This is a genomic window from Microbacterium timonense (assembly GCF_900292075.1).
GTDB lineage: Bacteria > Actinomycetota > Actinomycetes > Actinomycetales > Microbacteriaceae > Microbacterium > Microbacterium timonense.
Window position 1 is genome coordinate 1,044,359 of record NZ_OLMV01000001.1, and the last position, 18,159, is coordinate 1,062,517.

Annotated in this window: 15 protein-coding genes and 1 tRNA gene; 4 read left to right on the forward strand and 12 right to left on the reverse strand. The window is 70.4% G+C overall.

Translation table 11 applies throughout. The features are described from left to right. Positions 1-21 precede the first annotated feature (21 nt). The 3 genes from C9992_RS05020 to C9992_RS05030 all read right to left on the reverse strand — a co-directional run bounded on the left by C9992_RS05020 (position 22) and on the right by C9992_RS05030 (position 2,576). Positions 22-1,056, reverse strand: coding sequence for a ribose-phosphate diphosphokinase (locus tag C9992_RS05020; protein WP_106814410.1), 1,035 nt, complete (start codon positions 1,054-1,056; stop codon positions 22-24). After that, positions 1,031-2,503: a bifunctional UDP-N-acetylglucosamine diphosphorylase/glucosamine-1-phosphate N-acetyltransferase GlmU gene (gene glmU, locus C9992_RS05025; protein ID WP_106814411.1), complete on the reverse strand. Its 1,473-nt coding sequence runs from the start codon at positions 2,501-2,503 to the stop codon at positions 1,031-1,033. The genes C9992_RS05020 and glmU overlap by 26 nt, the downstream gene beginning before the upstream one ends. 1 nt (position 2,504) lies before the next feature. Further along, positions 2,505-2,576: transfer RNA gene (locus tag C9992_RS05030), tRNA-Gln, on the reverse strand. Positions 2,577-2,655: 79 nt separating this feature from the next. Between C9992_RS05030 and C9992_RS05035 the strand changes: the two genes are divergently transcribed. Further along, a complete protein-coding gene (locus tag C9992_RS05035) occupies positions 2,656-3,159 on the forward strand; it encodes a MarR family winged helix-turn-helix transcriptional regulator (protein ID WP_106814412.1) in 504 nt (167 codons plus the stop codon). Between the two features lie 13 nt (positions 3,160-3,172). Here C9992_RS05035 and C9992_RS05040 read toward each other — a convergent pair whose 3' ends face one another. The 5 genes from C9992_RS05040 to C9992_RS05060 form a co-directional block, all read right to left on the reverse strand. After that, positions 3,173-5,011: an ABC-F family ATP-binding cassette domain-containing protein gene (locus C9992_RS05040; RefSeq protein ID WP_106814413.1), complete on the reverse strand. Its 1,839-nt coding sequence runs from the start codon at positions 5,009-5,011 to the stop codon at positions 3,173-3,175. Positions 5,012-5,071: 60 nt separating this feature from the next. Then, entirely contained in the window at positions 5,072-5,374 is a 303-nt protein-coding gene (locus C9992_RS05045) for a DUF427 domain-containing protein (RefSeq protein WP_106814414.1), read from the reverse strand. A gap of 63 nt (positions 5,375-5,437) precedes the next feature. Next, positions 5,438-6,790 carry a GNAT family N-acetyltransferase gene (locus C9992_RS05050; RefSeq protein WP_106814415.1) on the reverse strand — a complete coding sequence of 451 codons (1,353 nt, stop codon included), beginning with the start codon at positions 6,788-6,790 and terminating at the stop codon, positions 5,438-5,440. Between the two features lie 75 nt (positions 6,791-6,865). Then, positions 6,866-7,792: a 4-(cytidine 5'-diphospho)-2-C-methyl-D-erythritol kinase gene (locus tag C9992_RS05055; RefSeq protein WP_106814416.1), complete on the reverse strand. Its 927-nt coding sequence runs from the start codon at positions 7,790-7,792 to the stop codon at positions 6,866-6,868. After that, complete coding sequence (locus C9992_RS05060) at positions 7,789-8,856, reverse strand: aldo/keto reductase (protein ID WP_106814417.1); 1,068 nt, start codon at positions 8,854-8,856, stop codon at positions 7,789-7,791. The genes C9992_RS05055 and C9992_RS05060 overlap by 4 nt, the downstream gene beginning before the upstream one ends. Before the next feature lie 236 nt (positions 8,857-9,092). Between C9992_RS05060 and C9992_RS05065 the strand changes: the two genes are divergently transcribed. Further along, complete coding sequence (locus C9992_RS05065; protein ID WP_106814418.1) at positions 9,093-10,679, forward strand: stealth conserved region 3 domain-containing protein; 1,587 nt, start codon at positions 9,093-9,095, stop codon at positions 10,677-10,679. Here C9992_RS05065 and C9992_RS05070 read toward each other — a convergent pair. Both C9992_RS05070 and rsmA read right to left on the reverse strand, forming a co-directional pair. Next, positions 10,627-11,586: a phosphodiesterase gene (locus C9992_RS05070; protein WP_106814419.1), complete on the reverse strand. Its 960-nt coding sequence runs from the start codon at positions 11,584-11,586 to the stop codon at positions 10,627-10,629. The two genes, C9992_RS05065 and C9992_RS05070, sit on opposite strands and share 53 nt — an antisense overlap. A gap of 125 nt (positions 11,587-11,711) precedes the next feature. Continuing rightward, positions 11,712-12,575, reverse strand: a complete 864-nt coding sequence (gene rsmA, locus C9992_RS05075) for a 16S rRNA (adenine(1518)-N(6)/adenine(1519)-N(6))-dimethyltransferase RsmA (RefSeq protein ID WP_106814420.1) — start codon at positions 12,573-12,575, stop codon at positions 11,712-11,714. 140 nt (positions 12,576-12,715) lie between these two features. On the opposite strand from rsmA, the gene C9992_RS05080 reads away from it, so the two are divergent. Both C9992_RS05080 and C9992_RS05085 read left to right on the forward strand, forming a co-directional pair. Further along, positions 12,716-14,176: a sugar porter family MFS transporter gene (locus tag C9992_RS05080; RefSeq protein WP_106814421.1), complete on the forward strand. Its 1,461-nt coding sequence runs from the start codon at positions 12,716-12,718 to the stop codon at positions 14,174-14,176. Positions 14,177-14,207: 31 nt separating this feature from the next. Further along, positions 14,208-15,512, forward strand: coding sequence for an MFS transporter (locus tag C9992_RS05085; protein WP_106814422.1), 1,305 nt, complete (start codon positions 14,208-14,210; stop codon positions 15,510-15,512). A gap of 2 nt (positions 15,513-15,514) precedes the next feature. Here the strand turns inward: C9992_RS05085 and C9992_RS05090 are convergent, their stop codons facing one another. Both C9992_RS05090 and metG read right to left on the reverse strand, forming a co-directional pair. After that, positions 15,515-16,429, reverse strand: coding sequence for a TatD family hydrolase (locus C9992_RS05090; RefSeq protein WP_106814423.1), 915 nt, complete (start codon positions 16,427-16,429; stop codon positions 15,515-15,517). Positions 16,430-16,560: 131 nt separating this feature from the next. Next, a complete protein-coding gene (metG, locus tag C9992_RS05095) occupies positions 16,561-18,135 on the reverse strand; it encodes a methionine--tRNA ligase (RefSeq protein ID WP_106814424.1) in 1,575 nt (524 codons plus the stop codon). Between the last annotated feature and the right edge of the window lie 24 nt (positions 18,136-18,159).

Here is an 18,159-nt window from a genome sequence, read left to right on the forward strand (position 1 = left end):
GGTCCCGCCCCGGTGTCGGCGTCAGGCGGCCCCGTCGAACATGCTGGTGACGGATCCGTCCTCGAACACTTCGTGGATCGCGCGCGCGAGCAGCGGCGCGATAGGAAGAATGGTAAGGGTCGCGAACCGCTTCTCGTCAGGGATCGGCACCGTGTCGGTCACCACGACTTCGTCGATGGCGGGGCTCTGCAGGCGCTGCGCGGCCGGATCGCTGAAGATCGCGTGGGTGGCCGCGACGATCACCTTGACCGCGCCGTTGGCCTTGAGCGCCTCGGCCGCCTTCACGATCGTGCCCCCGGTGTCGATCATGTCGTCCACGAGAAGGCACACCCGCCCGTCGACGGCGCCCACGATCTCGTTCACCGTCACCTGGTTGGCGACGTTCGGGTCGCGACGCTTGTGGATGATCGCCAGCGGCGCGCCCAGACTGTCCGACCATTGGTCGGCGACGCGGACGCGGCCGGTGTCGGGCGAGACGACGGTCAGCCGGGCACGGTCCTCGTCGCTCAGCGTGTTCTCGAAGTACTCCAGGAGCACCGGCTTGGCGAAGAGGTGATCGACCGGCCCGTCGAAGAAGCCCTGGATCTGCGCCGCGTGGAGGTCGACGCTCATCACGCGGTCGGCGCCTGCGGTGCGGAACAGGTCGGCGACCAGCCGCGCGCTGATGGGCTCGCGGCCGCGGCCCTTCTTGTCCTGCCGCGAGTACGGGAAGTACGGCGCGACGACGGTGATGCGCTTGGCCGAGGCGCGCTTGGCCGCGTCGAGCATGATGAGGGTCTCCATCATCCACTCGTTGACCGGAGGGCCGAAGCTCTGGATGAGGAACAAGTCGCAGCCGCGGATCGACACCTCGAACCGGGTGAGGATCTCGCCCGACGCGAAGGTGCGGTACTCGGTCGGGACGAGCTCGGTGCTCAGCTGCTCGGCGACCTGCGCCGCGAGCTCGGGGTGGGAACTGCCGCGTGCCACGACGAGGCGCTTCTTCGTCTTGGCCACCAGGCCCGGGGCGATGTCGTTCGCCCGGTCGAGCTCAACGGTCTTCTTCTTGCGCCCCATCGTCCGCCTTCTGTGCGCTGCGGGCCCGCACGGCGACATCCGCCGCACCCGTTCCCGGCCTGTTCTTCTCGACCCACCCCTCGACGTTGCGCTGAGGGGCGACGCTGAGAGCGAGGGCACCAGGGGGCACATCCTTGCGGATGACCGCCCCGGCCCCGGTCTTCGCGCCGTCTCCGATCCTAACGGGCGCCACGAAGACGTTGTGCGACCCGGTGTGCACCTCGTCGCCGATCTCGGTGCGGTGCTTGGTGAGGTCGTCGTAGTTGGCGGTGATCGCTCCGGCGCCGAGGTTGACACCGGTGCCGATGGTGGTGTCGCCGATGTAGGAGAGGTGCGGGACCTTGCTGCGGGCGCCGATCGTCGAGTTCTTCGTCTCGACGAACGTCCCGATCTTGCCCTTGTCGCCGAGATACGTCCCCGGCCGCAGGTACGCGAACGGGCCGACGGTCGCACCGGCGCCGATCACGGCGAGGGTCGCGTCGGTCCGGGTCACGGTGGCGCCCTCGCCCACCTCGCAGTCCACGAGGCTCGTGTCGGGTCCGATGGTGGCACCCTGCCCGACGGCGGTGGAGCGCAGGATGTGGGTGCCCGGCAGCACCGTGACATCGGGGGCGAGCGTCGCGTCGGCGTCGATCCACGTCGTCGCCGGGTCGAGGATGGTCACGCCCTCCAGCTGCCAGTGGCGGACGATGCGCGCATTCAGCACCCGCGCCGCTTCCGCCAACTGGACGCGGTCGTTCACGCCGAGTGCGGCGGCGGCATCCGGTGCCGCCTGCGCGGCCACGGCCTCACCGGCGCCGCGCAGCAGCGCCACCACGTCGGTCAGGTACTTCTCGCCTTGGGCGTTGGCGGTGCCCACGAGGGCGAGCTGCGCACGCAGCGTCTGCGCCCGGAAGACGTACACCCCGGCGTTGATCTCGGTGACGGATGCCTCAGCCGCGGTGGCGTCCTTCTGCTCGACGATGCGCGCCACCCAGCCGTCGGCGTCGCGGATGACCCGGCCGTAGCCGGTCGCGTCGTCGACTGCGGCGCTGAGGACGGTGGCGGCTACCGCGGCGTCGCGGTGCGTGCGCACCAGCGCGCCCAGCGTGTCGGCATCCAGCAGCGGCACGTCGGCGCTCAGCACCAGCACGTCGCCGTCGAAGTCCGTGAGCGCGTCGAGGGCGACTTCGACGGCGCGGCCCGTGCCGGGCGTCTCGTCCTGGTCGACCACGACGACTTCGGGTGCGGTGTCGAGCACCGTCTCGGCGACGAGGTCGCGCTCATGGCGCACGACCACGACCACGCGCTCCGGTGCGAGCGCGCGCGCCGAATGGAGCACGTGGCCCACCAGGGGGCGACCGCCGATGCGGTGGAGCACCTTGGGCAGTGAGGACTTCATGCGCGTGCCCTGGCCGGCCGCAAGGACGATGACGGCCAGTGCGGGATCGCGGGTGGTGTCGGTCATGCTCCGCCGCCAGGACTCGAACCTGGACCTCACAGCTCCAAAGGCTGTCGTGCTGCCATTACACCACGGCGGACCACGGCGATCCGGGGCCGGATGCCGCCCGTCAAGTCTGCCAGACCGGGCGCTGTCGCCCGCCCCGCGATAATGGGGGCATGACGGCGCAGAGCGACGAGGTGGACCGCATCGTCGAGGCGTGGACGACGCAGCGCCCCGATCTGGACTTCTCCCCCCTCGGCGTGCTGTCGCGTGTCGACCGTCTGTCGCGACATCTCGATCGCGCGCGTCGCGACGCGTTCCGCCGCAGCGAGTTGGAGCCCTGGGAGTGGGACGTGCTGTCGGCGCTCCGCCGCGCGGGTGAGCCGTTTCAGCTCAGCCCCAAGCAGCTGCTGCAGCAGACGCTCGTCTCCAGCGGCACCATGACGAACCGCATAGATCGGCTGGTCGGACGCCGGCTCGTGCGCCGGGAGGCCGACCCCGACGACGGCCGCAGTGTGCTGGTCACCCTGACCGACGAGGGCAGGATCCGGGTGGATGCCGCGATCACGCGTCTCGTCGACGCCGAGGCGCTGCTGCTCGAGACGCTGTCGCGGTCCGATCGCGATCGTCTGGCCGCGCTGCTGCGCAAGCTCAGTCTCGGTTTCGACAGCGCCGGCTGAGCCGCCGGCGGGCTCAGCCGATCTGCTCGGTGAGCTCGAACCAGCGCTCCTCGACGCCGTCGCGCTCCTTCTCGAGCTCCCCGATGCGCGCCATCTCCGCGCCGAGGCCGACATAGTCGGACTGGTCGTGGTCGGCGAGCGCTGCCCGTGCGGCGTCGATCTGCTTCTCGAGCTTCTCCAGCCGCCGTTCGAGCGACGACACCTCCTTCTGGGCGGCCCGCAGCTCCTGTCCCGAGAGCGCGGGAGCCTGGAGGGACGCCGATGCTGCGGCCGAGGCATCCGCCTCTCCGGCTCGTCTCGTCGCGCTCCGCTCGCTCACCGACCGGGCTCGAAGGCGCAGATACTCGTCGACGCCGCCGGGCAGGTGCCGCAGGTGACCGCCGAGGATCGCGTACTGCTGATCGGTGACGCGTTCGATGAAGTACCGGTCGTGCGAGACCACGAGCAGCGTGCCGGGCCACGAGTCCAGCAGGTCCTCGATCGCCGCCAGCATGTCGGTGTCGAGATCGTTCGTCGGCTCGTCGAGGATCAGCACGTTCGGCTGCTCGAGCAGGATCAGCAGCAGCTGCAGCCGCCGCTTCTGGCCGCCGGAGAGGTCTTTGACGGGCGTGGAGAGCTGGGCGCTCTGGAACCCCATGCGCTCGAGCAGCTGGCCCGGCGTCAGCTCCTGGGCCTTCGCGCCCGTGCCGAACGTGTAGGTCGTCCGCAGGCGCGAGATCACCACGCGCACCGGGTCGTCGAGGTGCTCCTCCAGCTCGTCGAGACGCTGCGTGAGAGTGGCGACCTTCACCGTCTTGCCGCGCTTGACGCGGCCCGACGTGGGCTCGACGTCGCCGGAGACGAGCCCGAGCAGGGTCGACTTGCCGGCGCCGTTCACGCCGAGGATGCCGGTGCGCTCACCGGGCGCGATACGCCACTCGACCGGGTGCAGCACCTCGCGCGGCGTGCCCGTCGCGGCGTCGGGGTACGACACGGCGGCATCCAGCAGGTCCACCACGTCTTTCCCCAGCCGCGACACGGCCAGCGAGCGAAGCTCCGTGGCGTTGCGGATCTCGGGGACGTCGGCGATGAGCACGTTCGCCGCGTCGATGCGGAACTTCGGCTTCGACGTGCGCGCCGGCGCGCCGCGGCGCAGCCATGCCAGTTCCTTGCGGGCCAGGTTCTGCCGCCGCTGCTCGATCACCGCGGCCTGACGGTCGCGTTCGACGCGCTGCAGGATGTACGCGGCGTACCCGCCCTCGAACGGCTCGACGATCCGGTCGTGCACCTCCCACGTCGTCGTGCACACCTCGTCGAGGAACCAGCGGTCGTGGGTCACGACGAGCAGACCCCCCTGGTTCGCGGGCCAGCGCCGCTTGACGTGATCGGCCAGCCACGCGATCGCCTCCACGTCGAGGTGGTTGGTCGGCTCGTCCAGGAAGAGGACGTCGTGATCCCCGACCAGGAGGGCCGCCAGCGAGACCCGGCGTCGCTGCCCGCCGGACAGCCCCGCGATCGCCCCGTCCCACGCGAGGTCGCCGAGCAGACCGGCGATGACCTCACGCGTCCGCGCGTCACCCGCCCATTCGTGCTCAGGGCGGTCCCCGACCACCGCCTCGCGGATCGTCAGCGCGTCATCGAGCGTGTCGGCCTGGTCGAGCACTCCGACCCGCACCCCGCCGCGCACCGTGACGCGGCCGCTGTCGGGCTCGAGCCGGCCGGCGAGCATCGCCAGCAGGCTCGACTTGCCGTCGCCGTTGCGGCCGACGACGCCGATGCGGTCCCCCTCGTCGATGCCGAGCGAGACGCGGTCGAAGACGACCTTCGTCGGGAACTCCAGGTGAAGGGCTTCGGCCCCCAGAAGATGTGCCATGTCCCCTCAAGGCTAGGCGAGCGGCGGGAGGTCGCAGGCCCGCCGCGTCCCGGGGATCCGTCAGCGCGTGATCTGCACGCGCCGGTCGAAGGCGATGTAGCCGGAGAAGTCGCGACCCACCCGCTCGATCGCGGTGGCGTGCGGAGTCGGGTACGACCACGCGTGGTCGTGGTGCTCGTCCTCGCCGGCACGGACGCTGAAGTACTGTGCATTGCCCTTCCACGCGCAGGTGTACGGGGTGGGGCTCTCGACGAGTGCGCCGTCCGCGACCGCCACCGGCGGCCAGTACCAGTTGCCTTCGATGCGCACGAGATCCGCCTCGTCGGCCTCCGCGATCACCACGTCGCCCAGCACTGCCTTCATGTCACTCCTGTCGTCGGTCCACCGGGGGCCAACGACAGCGCCGGTGCGGATGTTCCCGAAGCGTCAGTACCAGATGCTCAGCCGCGGGGCGATGTGCCACGACAGCACACGCGTCGCGGCCGCCTCGTCGGTGGCTGTGAGGCGTCCGGCCGCCGCGAGCGTGGCCGGCGACACGCCGCCGAGATACACCGCCGACAGCTCGGCGATCCCGAGCGCGACCTCGGCGTCGGCATCTGCCGACTCTCCGTCGCCGAGCGCGCGGACGCGGCCGGTGCCCGACGCGTCGGCCTCGAGAAGGTAGCGCCCGCCCGCGATGCCGATCGGGTCGGAGACGTCCAGGAGCAGGCGACCCGCGGCGCCGAAGCGACGGGACTCGAGCGCAGCCGGCACGTCGAGCACCCGCACGTACTGGTGGTCGCTCACCGTGACCTTCGCCGCGCGCTGGTCGGCGATCATCCACAGCAGCGGCTCGTCGACCGACAGTTCGCCCGCTCGCACCTCGGCCACCAGGTCCAGCTCGAGGAGGAATCGCCACAGCGCCGCATAGGCGTCGCGGGTCTCGGCCACGAGATAGTGCACGGTCACGGTGCCTTTGGTGAAGTCCTCGTCGTGCTCGCGCACGGCGTACACCGCGGCGCCACGAACCTCGCCGGCCGTATCGGTGTACTGCACCGCGCGCTTCTCGGTCGTCTTCTCCGCCGCGGGGTTGGTGCCGGCGAACCCGTCCCAGTGGCTGCCGGGCACCTGGATCTCGCCGGGCGCGGACCGACGCACCCGCTCGTGAACGGCGGGCATGACCTCACGTACGCGCTCCCGCGGGATGAAGTCGACCCGGCCGTCGGGGCGCGGACCGATCCACGTCGCCCGCTTGGTCTCGATGCGCCAGGACGCCGCGGCGGCGGCCGGGGCGAAGCCATAGCGTCCGTACAGCGGGGATTCGCTGACGGTGAGCATCGCCATCGGCGCACCGGCCGCGTGCGCCGCCCGCAGTTCACCCTCGAGCATGGCGCGCGCGACACCGCGACGGCGGTGCGTCGGGGCGACCGTGACCGCCGAGATCGCGCACGAGGGGACGGTCGCGTCCCCAGGCACGGTGAGCTCGCTCAGCCACGACGCGATGGTCGCGACCGGAGCATCGGCGACCGGCGCCTGCGGGTCGTACACCCCGGTGAGCCGGCGATAGCCGGATCGTTCCCGGGAGGCCGCGATCTGCTCCGCCGAACGCTCGCCGTCCTGGAACCCTCGAGCGACCGACTGCAGCCAACCGGGGTAGTCGTCACCATCGACCGAGACACGGCGGTAGTCCAGACCGTTCGCGGCGAGCCGCGAACGCGATTGCTCGTCGACGGGCCCGGCGCGGAACGCGGCGCGGTCGGCCTCGGCGGCCTCCGTGAGGGTGGCATCGAGCGTGTTCATCGTGTTCCTCTCCGCCGCCGGAACAGGCGGCTCGACTCGTTCCGATCGCGGTGACCTTCGTGCCCGGGCGGCGGTTCAGGGCACCACGCGGGCTCCTGCCACCGGGCCGTGCACGTGCAGGGCCTCGTAACCGGCGGCCGACAGGGTGATCTGCAGCTCCAGCGCCGACTCGGCGTCGACGGTCAGGAAGGCCAGCGTAGGGCCGGACCCCGACACGAGCCCGGTGAGGGCCCCCGACTCCTCGCCCAGCTCCAGGATCTCGCGCAGATCCGGCCGCAGCGACAGCGCCGCGACCTGCAGATCGTTGCGCGTGTGCTCGGCCAGCGCCACCGGATCGCCCGCCCGCAGCGCCTGCAGCACGGTCGGGTCGACCGCCGGAGCACGCCCGGCGGCGTTGATGACGTGACGGGCGCGGAGCTCGTCCAGGTGCCGGTACACCTCGGGGGTGGACAGACCCGTCCCGGACGGCACCACGACCCAGTCGAAGCGGCCCTTCGCCAGGGCGCGGCTGAGCTCATCTCCGCGACCGGTACCGACCGCCGTTCCGCCCATGAGGGCGAACGGGACGTCGGCGCCCAGGCGTGCCGCCAGCTTGTGCAGCTCTGCGGGACCCAGTTCGGCCCCCCACAGCGCGTCACAGGCGACCAGGGCGGCCGCGGCATCCGCGGATCCCCCTCCCATTCCACCGGCGACCGGCACGTGCTTGACGATGTCGAGGTGCACGCCGCCGGTGTGACCGATGCGCTGGGCGACCAGCCGCGCCGCCCGGATGGCGAGATTCCGGTCGTCGGCGGGGACGCCCGACAGATCGACGGTCCCCGAGACGGCGACGGTGAACTCGTCGGACGGTGAGGCCCAGACATCCTCGTAGAGCGAGACGGCCTGGTACGCCGACGCGACGTCGTGATAGCCGTCGTCCTGCACGCCGCCGACCTCGAAGAAGAGGTTCAGCTTTCCCGGCGCCCGCACGCGGACGCCGTCGGCGGCGAGGGCCTGGCTCACCGGTTCGCCGATTCCGCCCAGAGGTCGACGTCGATGCCGTCCGAGAGGGCGTCGATGCGCTCCTGCTCCTCCGTCGTGAACCCCGGTCCGTCCAGCGCCTTGAGGTTCTCGTCGAGCTGCTCGGGCCGCGACGCGCCGATCAGGGCGGAGGCGACGACGGGGTCGCGCAGCACCCACTGGATCGCCATCTGCGCCAGCGTCTGCCCGCGCTCCTTCGCGATGACGTCGAGCCCTCGCAGCGTCGCCAGGCCGTTCTCCGACAGCTGGTCGTTCGGCAGCGATGCCCGCTTCTGCGCACGCTGAGCGGGTCCCCCGCCCAGGTACTTGTCGGTGAGGAGCCCCTGCGCGAGCGGCGTGAACGCGATCGCCCCCATCCCCTCCTGGCGGAGCACCCCGGTCAGACCGTCTTCGATCCAGCGGTTGAGGATCGAGTAGGCGGGCTGGTGGATGACCAGCGGCGTCCCGAGGGAGCGTGCGACGGATGCCGCGACCGCCGTGCGTTCGGCGCTGTACGACGAGATGCCGACGTAGAGCGCCTTGCCCTGGCGCACCAGGGTGTCCAGCGCCCCGACCGTCTCCTCGATCGGGACGTCGGGGTCGACGCGATGCGAGTAGAAGATGTCGACGTACTCGATGTTCATCCGCCGCAGCGACTGCTCCGCGCTGGCGATGAGGTACTTGCGCGACCCCCCGTTGCCGTAGGGGCCGTGCCACATGTCGTATCCGGCCTTGGACGAGATGATGAGCTCGTCCCGGTACGGGGCGAAGTCCTCGCGCATCATGCGGCCGAAGTTCGTCTCGGCGCTGCCGTAGGGCGGGCCGTAGTTGTTCGCGAGATCGAAGTGCGTGATGCCGCGATCGAACGCGTGCCGCAGCAGCGCGCGCTGGTCGTCGAACGGGATGTTGTCGCCGAAGTTCCACCACAGGCCCAGCGAGACCGGCGGCAGCGTCAGCCCCGACCCGCCGACGCGGCGGAAGGCGGCCGCGTCGTAGCGATCCGCGGCCGCGGTGTACGGACGGTGGAGGTCTCCCCCACGGGACAGGTAGCGCGCGTCTTCGGTCACCGGTCCAGGCTAGCGACGTCGCGCCACGGATGCAGGATGTGCGTCATGGGCCGCGCGGATGCATCATGAAAGTGCCGGAATGCGACGTCGCGGCTCCGCCCGCCACGTACTCGCGCCCCGGCATACGGCCGGACCCCGTGTCAAGGGTCTTCGCCGAAATCTCGTCGTCATAGACGCTCGTTATCGTGTCGAAACCGCACGGCCCCCCCGCGCGCGGTCGATCAGAAGGAGACCATATGACCCAACTGTCTGCGCTGCCACGGGCCGCCGACCCGTGGACCGTGCTCCTCGGTCGCAGCGATGTCGTCGTGGACCGCGGCGTCCTCCATCTCGTCCACGACGATGTCGCCCCGCACGCCGCCCGGGAGGCGGATCTGCTGCTGGTTGCCACGGCGCTGGAAGATGCCGGCGTCGACACGGTCCTGATCCGCCACGACCGGACCCTCCCCGCGCTCGTCGTGGACCTGCGAGCTCGGGATGCGGCCCTCGAAGCGCTCGCCGCGGTCTGCACCCGTGAGCCGCTGTACCTGAAGGCCAAGGGACGCACTCCGGTACTCGCGTGCGACGCCGCCATCGCCTTCGACTCGCCGACCGTGCTGCGGCTGTACCGGCCGCGGGTCACCGCGTCGGGTTCGCTTCGCTACGGCCCCTCGCTCGGCGTGCACCTGGAGTTCTGGCGATTCGGAGACGACGAGGTCGTCGCGCCTCGCGACAACGCGCTGATCCGCCGCCGCACGCCGACCGCGGACCTCGACTACGCGACGGTCGAGCGCTACGGCCGCACGTGGCGCACGATCGCCGGCATGTTCGACCCGCAGCCGCTCGAGTTCACCGAGGACGTCGACATCGTCTTCTCGTGGGTGGATGGGACATCCAGCGACTTCCAGCGGCAACGCGCGGCGCAGCTCGCGGAGTACGTGGTCGGCGAGGGCGACGACGGGCCGGCCCGATACCGTCACGTCGACGAGTTGCGCTACGCGCTGCGCAGCGTTCACATGTACGCCCCGTGGGTGCGCCGCATCTTCATCGCGACGGATTCACCCGCACCCGCGTGGCTGCTGGACCATCCGAAGGTGCGGATCGTGCGCAGCGAGGAGTTCTTCGCCGATCCGTCCGTCCTTCCCACGCACAACTCGCACGCCGTCGAGGCCCAGCTCCACCGCATCCCCGGTCTCGCGGAGCACTTCCTGTACTCCAACGACGACATGTTCTTCGGGCGACCGGTCGAGCCGGAGATGTTCTTCACGCCCGGGGGCGTCACCAAGTTCGTCGAGAGCGAGGTGCGCATCGGGCCGGGCGAGCCGAAGCGGCATCGCAGCGGACACGACAACGGGCTGCGGGTCAACCGCGCCCTGCTGCGCGAGCGGTTCGGCATCACGATCGTCCGCGACCTCGAACACTGTGCCGCGCCCCTGCGCCGCAGCGTCATGGCCGAGCTGGAGCAGGCGTTCCCCGACGACTTCGCCCGCACCGCGGCATCCCGGTTCCGCTCCGCGACCGACATCTCGGTCACCAACAGCCTGTACCACTACTACGCCGTCATGACCGGCCGGGCCGTCGCGACCCGGGCTCCGCGGGTGCGCTACGCCCAGACGACCGTGCCCTCGGGTCTGCGCCGCATGGAGCGGCTGGCCGAGCGCTGCGACGTCGACATGTTCTGCCTCAACGACGGCGGTGAGACCGACATCCCCGAGGAGATCCGCGTGCGCGCCATCCGCGACGCCCTGGAGCGGATGTTCCCGGTGCGCGCGCCCTGGGAGCGCGACGAGGTCAGCGCAGAACGGGAATCGGCTCGGTCGGCGCATCCCTCCGCGCGGAGGTGAGCGGTGCGACGCCGGCCGAGAGGAGCCGGCGTCGCGCCTCCTCCGCGTCGATGTGCTCCAGGGCGCGCGGCGCGTCCACCGGCACGACGGAGTGGACGACCGCGTCGTCGTAGACGTGCACCAGGTTGAACGCCTGCGCGCCGTCCTGCGGCCTGCTCCCGCCGACCGGCACCGTGAGATCCTGCGCGTAGCAGGTCGACGAGGCGACCGACACGGGGATGCCGGCGAACGTCGAGAAGGTCGAGTAGTGCAGGTGGCCCGCGATGATCGCGCGGACGTCGGAGCCGCGCAGCACCCGGGCGAGCCGCCGCTGGTCGCGCAGCTCGACGCTCGCCGCCAGCGGCAGCACGCTCGGCACCGGCGGGTGGTGCATCGCCAGGATCGTGCCCAGCGGCGCCGGCACGGCGAGCACGTCCGCGAGCCACGCCAGCTGGTCGTCGGTCACCTCGCCGTGGTGGTGGCCGGGGACCGTCGTGTCGAGCGTCACGACGCGCAGCCCGTCGAGCTCGTCGACCCGGTCGACGGGACGCAGATCGGATGGGCTGGATGCGCCTCGTCCGTCGGCGTTCGATCCGGCGGCCTCGTCCAGCAGGGTCTGCCGGAAGGCGCCGCGTTCGTCGTGATTGCCCATCACCCACAGGAGCCGCGCCTCCAAGCGCTGGGCGAGGGGCTCGAGCAGCGAGCGAAGGTCGACGTACGCGGCCGCTTCGCCGAGATCGGCGAGGTCACCGGTGACGACGATCGCGTCGGGTCGGATGCCGCTGGCCTCGATCACCCGGACCGTCTCCGCCAGGCGCGCGGCGCCGTCGACGGCGTCGAAGAGCCACGGCGTCGTCGCCGCGCGGAGGTGGGTGTCGCTCAGGTGCAGCAGGATGCGTTCGGGGGCCGGATATTCGGCGGTGCGCATGTCGGGTAACTCCGATCCGCCGCGAGGCGAGGTGCCTGACATCCGGACGGCGGACGCTGGGAATGCTACCCGCTGCTCTTGGGATCAGGCCGACGACGCGGTGTATATCCCCTGAATGATCTCGGTCAGACGGGGGATGTCGATGCTGCGGCGGCTCGTGCGATACGGACGTAGTCCTCGATCCCGAGGTCCTCGCCGCGGGCGGTCGGTGCGACGCCCGCCTCCTCCAGAACGGCGGATGCCGCGGCTGACGTGCCGCCGAGCACGCCCGCGAGCGCCTGCCGCAGCATTTTGCGCCGCTGCTGGAACGCGGCATCCACGATGGAGAAGGTCAGCCGGCGCAGGGCCTCGTCGCCACGAGGCTCGGCGTCGCGGTGGAACGCGACGAGCACGCTGTCGACATTCGGGACCGGCCAGAACACCTGACGCGATACGGTGCCCGCCAGCCGCCAGGGACCATACCAGGCGGCCTTGACGCTCGGCGCGCCGTAGACCTTCGATCCGGGCGGGGCGGCGAGGCGCTCCCCCACCTCGGCCTGCACCATGACGACACCGCGCTGAAGGCCCGGGAAGGTCTCGAGGAAGTGCAGCAGCACCGGCACGCTCACGTTGTACGGCAGGTTGGCGACCAGCACGGTCGGCTCGCCCGGCAGCGCGCTCACTCGCAGCGCGTCGGCGTCGACGACCGTGAGCGCACCGTCGGGCACGCCGTGGGCGGTCGCCGTGGCCGGAAGGCGCTCCGCGAGGCGATGATCGATCTCGACGGCGGTGACCGATGCCCCGGCCTCGAGGATCGCCAGTGTGAGGGATCCGAGACCGGGTCCGACCTCGACCACGCGGTCGCCGGAGCGCACCTCTGCGACGGCGACGATCTTGCGCACGGTGTTCGCGTCCACCACGAAGTTCTGGCCCAGCTTCTTGGTGGGTGTGACGTCCAGTTCGGCGGCGAGCGCGCGGATCTCGGCCGCACCGAGCAGTGTCACGGGCATGCGTTCACCCTACCGACGGACGGCACCGGTCCACGGCATCCGCTCTCCTGCCGCGCTCGCGAGGGCGGGCACGACACGGTCTTGCGGACTCGCTCGCGAGTGCCTCGCCCTCGACCCCGACTGCCACTAGCGTGACGAGCATGAACACGACCGGCTCGATCCCCGCCGACGCCTTCTCCCTCCGCAGTCCCTACGGGCGTCGCGCGATCGGGCTGTCGGTGGCCGCTGCCGTCGGCGGCTTCCTCTTCGGTTTCGACTCGTCGGTGATCAACGGCGCCGTCGACTCCATCTCCAGCGACTTCGCGCTCAACGATGTCATCACCGGCTTCGTCGTCGCCATCGCGCTGCTCGGCTGCGCGGTCGGCGCGATCATCGCCGGCAACCTCTCGGACCGCTGGGGACGCCTGCGGGTGATGTTCATCGGCGCGATCATGTTCTTCGTCAGCTCCGTCGGCGCCGGTCTCGCCTTCTCGGCCTGGGACCTCGCACTGTGGCGGGTCATCGGCGGACTCGGCATCGGCATCGCCTCGGTCGTCGCGCCGGCGTACATCGCCGAGATCGCGCCGCGCCAGATCCGCGGTGGCCTGGCGTCGCTGCAGCAGCTCGCCATCACGATCGGTATCTTCGCCGCGCTCCTCTCCGACGCCCTCCTCGCGGGCGCGGCGGGCAGCGCCGACAACGTGCTGTGGCTGGGCCTGGAGGCCTGGCGGTGGATGTTCCTCGTGGGAGTGATCCCCTCGGCGGTCTACGGCATCCTCTCGTTCACGGTGCCGGAGTCGCCTCGCTACCTCATCGCGAAGGGCCGGATCGACGAGGCGCGCGAGATCTTCTCGCGCCTGATGCCGCCGGCCGATCTGGATCAGTCGATCCGGGAGCTGCAGAACGCCATCGAGACCGACCGCAAGAACGCGGGCGTCTCGCTGCGTGGCCCGGTTCTGGGCCTGCAGCGGATCGTCTGGGTCGGCATCATCCTGTCGGTGTTCCAGCAGTTCGTCGGCATCAACGTGATCTTCTACTACTCGACGAGCCTCTGGCAGTCGGTCGGCTTCGACGAGAGCAATTCGTTCGCGATCAGTGTGTTCACGTCGGTCACCAACGTGCTCGTCACGCTCGTCGCGATCTTCTTGGTGGACCGCGTGGGCCGCAAGCCCATCCTCCTCACGGGCTCCGTGCTCATGACGCTCTCTCTCGGGCTCATGGCGGTGTCGTTCATGTTCTCGACGACGGATGCCGAGGGCGCGGTCTCGCTGCCCGCGCCGTGGGGTCCGATCGCGCTCGTGGCCGCCAACGTGTTCGTCATCGGCTTCGGCGCCTCGTGGGGCCCACTGGTGTGGGTGCTCCTCGGCGAGATCTTCCCGAGCCGCATCCGCGGCAAGGCACTGGGGGTCGCGGCGGGCGCGCAGTGGCTGGCGAACTTCCTCATCACGATCTCGTTCCCGGCGATGTCGTCGTGGTCGCTGCCGCTCACCTACGGAATGTACGCGCTGTTCGCGGCGCTGTCGTTCGTGTACGTCGCCTGGCGCGTACCCGAGACCAAGGGCATGGACATCGAGCAGACCGAGACCCTGTTCCTGCGCAAGGGTGCCGCGGCCACGCGCTGACTCCGTCCCTGACCCGCCCTAGGATGGCGGGATGCCTTCGCTCGGCGAACTGATCGCACCCCGCCGACTGGGAGCCGACTTCCGATGGCTGCTGGCGTCCTCGTGGACGAGCAACCTGGGAGACGGGATCGCGCTTGCGGCGTCGCCGCTGCTGATCGCCTCGCTCACCTCGTCACCGGTGCTGGTCGCCGCCGGCGCCATGATGCAGTTCCTCCCCTGGCTGCTGTTCGGCCTGCTGGCGGGTGCCGTCGCCGACCACCACGACCGACGGCGGCTGGTGATGCTCGCCAACGGCCTGCGCGCGGTGATCGTGCTGATCCTCGTCGGGTTCCTGATCACGGGGCAGGCGACCGTGTGGATGGTGCTGGCCACCGCCTTCCTCTATGGGACGGCGGAGGTCTTCGCCGATTCGGCGGGCAGCACGCTGCTGCCGATGCTCGTCCGCCCGGCCGATCTGGGGATCGGCAACGCGCGCATGCAGGCCGGGTACCTCGTCGCGAACCAGCTCGCCGGACCTCCGCTGGGCGCGTTCCTGTTCGCCGTGGGCTCCTTCTGGCCGTTCCTGCTGCAGGTGCTGTGCGTGGCTCTGGCGGTGCTGCTCGTATCGCGGATCGCGCGCACGCCGGTGCCGCAGCAGGAGGGCCAGGCGCGCAGCACGAAGGTGCACGCGATCCGGGAGGGTCTGAGCTGGCTGCGCCACAACGCCCCGGTCCGCACCCTCGTCATCATCATCCTGGTGTTCAACGTGACGTGGGCGGCGCCCTGGGGCGTGCTGGTGCTGTACGCCACCGAGCACTTGGGAATGGGACCTGTCGGCTACGGCGCCCTCACCACGGCGTCGGCGATCGGCGGGATCATCGCCGTCTTCAGCTTCGGCTGGCTGGAGCGGCACGTTTCGTTCTCGACGCTGATGCGGGTGTGCCTCTCTCTCGAGGTGCTCATGCACCTCTCGTTCGCGCTCACCACGTCGCCGGTGGTGGCCTTCGTCATCATGTTCGGCTTCGGGCTGTACGCGTTCGTCTGGGGCACCATCTCGACGACCGTCCGCCAGCGCCTCGTGCCCATGCAGCTGCAGGGCCGCATCGCATCGGTGAACATGGTCGGCGTGTTCGGCGGCCTGGTGATCGGGCAGTTCATCGGCGGACTGCTCGCCCAGCTCTTCGGACTGACCGCGCCGTGGTGGTTCGCGTTCGCCGGTTCCGCGGTCACCCTGCTGTTGGTGTGGCGGTCGATCTCGCACATCGCCGCGGCCAAGCCGGTGCTGGACGACGCGCAGGCCGACGAGGTCGCCTCGGACGACGAGCCCGGCGCCGGCGGCCGTCCCCTCATCGACTGACGTCAGCCCTCGAAGGGGCCGTAGACCTCGAGCGTGTTGGCGGCCAGCTGGGCGCACAGCTCGTCGAGGTCGACGCCGAGCTTGGCGGCCATGAACCGGACGGTGACCGGAATCAGGTACGGCGCATTGGGGCGGCCGCGGTGGGGCGTCGGCGTCAGGAACGGGGCATCCGTCTCGACCAGGATGCGCTCGCGCGGTGTGACCTCGAGCGCGTCGCGCAGGTTCTGGGCGTTCTTGAACGTGACGTTGCCGGCAAAGCTCAGGTAGTAGCCGCGCTCGCGTGCGACCTCGGCCATCTCGGCGTCGCCTGAGAAGCAGTGGAACACCGTGCGCTCGGGGGCGCCGACGCGCTCGAGCGTCTCGAGCACGGCGTCGTGGGCATCACGGTCGTGGATCTGCATCGCGATGCCGTGCTTCTTCGCGAGGGCGATGTGCGCCTCGAAGCTCGCGAACTGGGCGGGGCGGCCGTCTTCGTCGGTGCGGAAGAAGTCCAGTCCGGTCTCACCGATGGCCCGCACCCGCGGCTGGGACGCGAGCTCGTCGATGACCGCGATCGCCTCATCGAGACGCCCGGCCGCGGCGTACGCGGGGGCCTCGTTCGGGTGGATCGCAACGGCCGCCAGCACGCGAGGGTGGGATGCCGCCGCCCACGCCGACCAGCGGCTCGACTCGATGTCACCACCGGCCTGCACGACGCCGATCACGCCGACGTCGCCTGCTCGGCTCAGCTGCTCGTCGAGCGACAGACCGACCTCGCCGTCCTCGATCTCGAGGTGCGCGTGGTTGTCGTACACCGGCACCGCGAGCGGCTCGGGAGCATCGGGGTAGGTGACGTCGCGCGACCCCTTCTCGCGGGCGCGGACGTACTGCGACGGATCGGAGCTTCCCGCCGGGTAGGGGACGGCAGTCTCAGTCACTTCGATGTCCCACTTTCGTTCACAAGATCATCGCCATGCGGCGGAAAGTGGGACACGACCGGCGAAAACTGGGACATGAGGGCGGGAAAGTGGGACATGGAACGACCGGGAGACGGGATGCCGGGGCTCGGTCACACGGTCTGCTCGACGCGCGGGAACAGTGGCGCCAGGCCGTTCACCGACGTGCCGGGCCGGAGGATGCCCCAGGTTCCGGCCTCGCGGATCCGCTGGTCCTGCAGCGGCCCGAGCGACTCGGCAGCGCCGAGCGCGACCCAGAGCTTCTCGGTCGAGACGGGCATCACCGGCGACAGCAGCACCGCGAGCGCGCGCAGCCCCTCTGCCGCGGTGTACAGCACGGTGCCCAGGCGCTCGCGCTGTGCGTCATCCTTGGCGAGCACCCACGGTGCGTTCTCGGTGATGTACAGGTTCAGCGCATCCACGATGGTCCAGATGGACGAGATCGCCTCGTCGATGCGGAACCGGTCGATGGCGGCGTCCGCGGCGGCGGCGGCATCCGCCACCGTCTTCTGGATGTGGAGGTCCGCATCGGTGTCCTCACCCGGCGGCGGGACGACCCCCTCGAAGTAGCGCTCGATCATCGCGGTGGTGCGCGAGGCGAGGTTGCCGAAGCCGTTGGCCAGCTCCGCCTGGTACCGCGCGGACAGGTCCTCCCACGAGAAGGAGCCGTCCTGCCCGAAGGCGATCGCCGAGAGGAAGTAGAACCGGTACGCGTCCGACCCGAAGACGTCGGTGATCTCGGTCGGGGCGATGCCGGTCAGCTTGGACTTCGACATCTTCTCGCCGCCGACCAGCAGCCAGCCGTGCGCGAAGACGCCGCGCGGCACCTCGACACCCGCGGCCATCAGCATGGCCGGCCAGATCACGGCGTGGAAGCGCAGGATGTCCTTGCCGACGACGTGGTAGGCCGGCCACCGACGCGCGAACTGCTCGGGGTCCGAGCCGTACCCGACGGCCGTGGCGTAGTTGAGGAGCGCATCGATCCACACGTAGATGACGTGGCTCTCGTCCCACGGCACCTTGATGCCCCAGTCGAAGGTCGACCGCGACACCGACAGGTCCTTCAGCCCCTGCTTCACGAACGAGACGACCTCGTTGCGGGCGGTCTCGGGCTGGATGAAGTCGGTCTTGTAGAGCTCGAGCAGGCGGTCCTGGAACTCGCTGAGCTTGAAGAAGTAGTTCTTCTCCTGCAGCAGCTCCAGGGGCTTGGAGTGGATGGCGCAGACCTTGAGTCCCTCGAACGGCCCCGTGCCGTCGACGATCTCCGCCTCGGGCTTGAACTCCTCGCAGCCCACGCAGTACAGCGCCTCGTACTCGCCGGCGTAGATGTAGCCGCGGTCGTACAGGGCCTGGAAGAACGTCTGCACGTTGCGCTCATGCCGCTCCTGCGTGGTGCGGATGAAGTCGTCGTTGGCGACGTCCAGCGTCTTCAGCAGGGGGAACCACGACTCACCGACGAGCTTGTCGACCCACTGTTGCGGCGTCACGCCGTTGGCGCTGGCGGCCCGCAGCATCTTCTGACCGTGTTCGTCGGTGCCCGTGAGCATCCAGGTGTCGTCGCCGGCCTGACGGTGCCAGCGCGCGAGGGTGTCCACGGCCACGGTGGTGTAGCCGTGTCCGATGTGGGGCACGTCGCTCGGGTAGTAGATCGGCGTCGTGATGTAGAAGGACGAGGGGCCGGTGCTCACCCGACGAGTCTAGTTCGACGGGAT